This window comes from Micromonospora sp. CPCC 206061 (assembly GCF_036906915.1).
In the GTDB taxonomy this organism is placed as follows: domain Bacteria; phylum Actinomycetota; class Actinomycetes; order Mycobacteriales; family Micromonosporaceae; genus Phytohabitans.
In genome coordinates, this window is record NZ_JBAKHX010000180.1 from 1 (window position 1) to 2525 (window position 2525).

The 2525-nt window shown below is 66.5% G+C and carries 1 protein-coding gene; it reads right to left on the minus strand.

Going from position 1 to position 2525, the window contains the following annotated elements:
* Positions 1-38 precede the first annotated feature (38 nt).
* The gene (gene ltrA / locus V6V89_RS41165; RefSeq protein WP_334625167.1) at positions 39-1817 is read right to left on the minus strand and encodes a group II intron reverse transcriptase/maturase; all 1779 of its coding nucleotides are present in this window, start codon (positions 1815-1817) and stop codon (positions 39-41) included.
* Between the last annotated feature and the right edge of the window lie 708 nt (positions 1818-2525).

The following is a 2525-nucleotide window of genomic DNA, read 5'->3' on the forward strand; positions in this document are numbered from 1 at the left end:
GCCGGGTAGCGGCGGCGCATTGCTGCGCCGCCGCCCCCTCAGAACCGGACGTGCACGTTTCCATGCATCCGGCTCAAGCAAGCCCTGGTGGGTCGCTGGCGTGCAGGTGCCTGGTCTGCCGTTTTGCCGATGGCTCGGCGGTGGCAGTGTGCGTGGAGCAGACGGAGTTTCGGATCGTGCGGCATGCTGTCCTGGCGTAGGCTGATGGCGTTGTAATCCATAGCTTTGCGCAGGCCGCCGTACCACTGTTCCCACTGTCGTGGGGTTTGCGGCGGATGGTCGGCGTGTAGCAGCAACTGTCCGCATAGGACACACCGCCCATTCTGGCTATGCAGCAGCCGTTGGGTGATGCGATCTATCGGGGGCTGCAGCCGTGGTCGTTGCCGCCGGCTGGTCCAGTAGCCGGTCAGCGCCGCATCGTCGGGCGAGGCGGTGCCGGTGACCATCTGGTGCCGAACGATCCTGGTCCAGGCGAACTTGTGCAGGTAGGCACCGCTGTCGCGGTCGCCGAAGACCCACCGGTCTCGCCGGGACTTGTTGAACATGCCGAAGTAGCGGGTCACGACCCAACTCGTCGGCTTGTTCGGGTGGGTATGTCTGGCCCATTTGTAGACCAGTTTCCACAGGTAGTGATCCAGCGAGTTGAAGATCTCGCTGGCCACCACGCTCCGGTAGTAGGCCGCCCAGCCCCTGACGATCGGGTTGAGGCGGGCGATCACCGCGGCGGCGTTACTGCCGCGCAGTGCACGCACCTCGGTGCGTAGCCGTTGCCGGATCCGTCTGACCGCCGTCTTACTCGGTTTGATCAGCAGCAGGCCGTGCAGGCGGCGGACGGTGAACCCGAGGAAGTCATAGCCGTCATCGAGGTCGACCACACGGGTCTTGTCCTCGTTGAAGGCCAATCCTCGGGGCCTCAGCCACGCGGCCAGCCGGGCCTTGACGTGCATCGCCTCATCCCTGGAGCGGCATAAAGCGACGAAGTCGTCGGCGTACCTGATCAGCACCGGGCTGTCCGGGAAGGTGACCGCGCCGCCGCTATCGACGGTGCGGTAACGGACCCCGGCGGCGCGCTCCATCCCGTGCAGGGCGACGTTCAACAGCAACGGGCTGATCACACCGCCTTGAGGAGTGCCCTCCTCAGTCGGGGTGAACCAGCCCTGTTCGACCACGCCCGCCCTTAACCAGTCCCGGACTTGTTCCCTGGCCGGGAACCAGCCCAGCTGGCTGAACAGATGGTTGTGGTCGATCCGGTCGAACGCCGCTTTCAGGTCCGCATCCAGCACCCACCGCCGGGCCGGGTTCTTACCCTTGACCGTCTGGAAGGTGGACTGGATCGCGTCCTGACAGCCACGGCCCGGCCGGAAGCCATACGACTTCGGCTCGAACCGGGCTTCCCACTCCGGCTCCAACGCGGCCGTCACCCGAGCCTGCAACACTCGGTCGACGATCACGGGAATGCCGAGCGGACGGCGTCGACCGTCCGCTTTCGGGATATACACCCGCTTGACCGGCTGGGCCTGCCAAGGCCGCTGTCCACGGTGGACGGCCACCGCCAGATCAGCCTTGTCCTGGGCGTGCAAGACGATCCTGCCGTCCACCCCAGCCGTCAAACGTCCAGCGTTGATCTCGGTGACCCGCCGAACCGCCAGTAGCGTGTTCGAGCGGGACCGCAGCATCAACTTCTGCAGGTTCCGGACCCGTTTAAGGTCCCCCGCCTGCGACGCCGTGAAGATCCGCTGACGCAAACGCCGTACCCGCTGCTCACAAGCACGCCAATCCACCGCGTGCCAGTCCGGCGGGTCCTCCGGTCCGTTCACCACCCCGACCGCAGCCACGGCAGCGCCTAACTTGCCCTTCGGTTCCAGCCTCGTCGTCATCGTCTCCGCACAGGCTCACCTGACCCGCGTCAGCCCGCTTTCACGGCCGGGCACCAACGGCCCGGTATCCGGCCAGTTATCCACGACCCTCGCCAGAAGGGCGGCGAGCACGCTGCCGTAGTTTCCTGCTGCCTTTCGGCCGCCGGCGTTCGCTTCTCGGGTCATCCTGGTCCCGCTCGGGGAGTTGGGCCTTCCTCACGGTCGGCTTACCGCGCACCGTCACGGCGGCGGACCCCGTCGGGGTTTCCACGTTCCGCACTCACGAGATACGACCGGGTTGGGTGCCTTCTATACCCCGGGGACCGACGGTGCTCCCCTGACCGAATGCCGTGCCCGGCCAGCGCCTGCCGCATCACAACGGCACGTCCCTGCACCCCGCTACCGCATCCCACCACACGGGGCCACTATTCACGAGGCATCAACGAAGGTTCACGCGATTCACCCGCCCGGTCTGCCCCTCGCCCGTGACCTCCACAGTGGGATGGAGATCCTTCGGCTTTCCCCCGGGCTCCGCACCCCGCCGTTACCAGCGACGCACGCCAAGGAAGGGGCCAGGCAACGAGCACGCGCCCGGGACTACACCACCGACATCACGCCGGTCCTCCTAACTGCGAGTCCACTCGCAAAGTGCGACCTCGTGTCGCAACG